The following is a 532-nucleotide window of genomic DNA, read 5'->3' as shown; positions in this document are numbered from 1 at the left end:
CTATTCCCCTGTCTGGAACAGGGGCTTTATGAGACGGAGAATGAGGCTGGATCCGGATGCATATGGGGGGTATGCTGGGTCTGGTGATGGTCAGGTGCCATCGCATATAGCGTACTGAAGTCGATGATTCGGATGACATGCTGGCTCCCTTGAGGAACCAACTGTCTGGGTAACATTTTTGGAGTTTGATGATGAGTAACAAAGAACATCACAACGGCAAAGATGCCAAGAAAAAACCGCAGATGTCACTGAAAGAGAAACGCGAAGCCAAACGTCAGAAAGCAGAACTGAAAAATGGCAGCGCAATGAAGTAACGCTCCCTTACTGTTGTTCCTTCGGAGCCAGTACAAAGCCAGCCTGTGATGGGCTGGCTTTTATGTTTCCGGCCCGCAGACAATGTCGCGATTATTCCCCCTGAAACAGCAACCCTTTGATATCCATCCCTGACGGGAAATAAATCGTTTTTCTCCAGAAAAGTGACTGCTGCGATCTGGATATAAAAAAGCCCTGATTAATCAGGGCTTTTTTAATC

General features: G+C 47.4%; 1 protein-coding gene. It reads left to right on the top strand.

The window, feature by feature from the left end:
* The first annotated feature begins 188 nt into the window (after positions 1–188).
* Entirely contained in the window at positions 189–314 is a 126-nt protein-coding gene (locus LG31_RS21765) for a hypothetical protein (protein ID WP_019445191.1), read from the top strand.
* The last annotated feature ends 218 nt before the right edge of the window (positions 315–532 follow it).

This window comes from Aeromonas lacus (assembly GCF_000764665.1).
GTDB classification, from domain to species: Bacteria; Pseudomonadota; Gammaproteobacteria; order Enterobacterales; family Aeromonadaceae; genus Aeromonas; species Aeromonas lacus.
The sequence above is the reverse complement of the archived record's forward strand: the minus strand, read 5'-3'. Positions and strand labels throughout refer to the sequence as shown.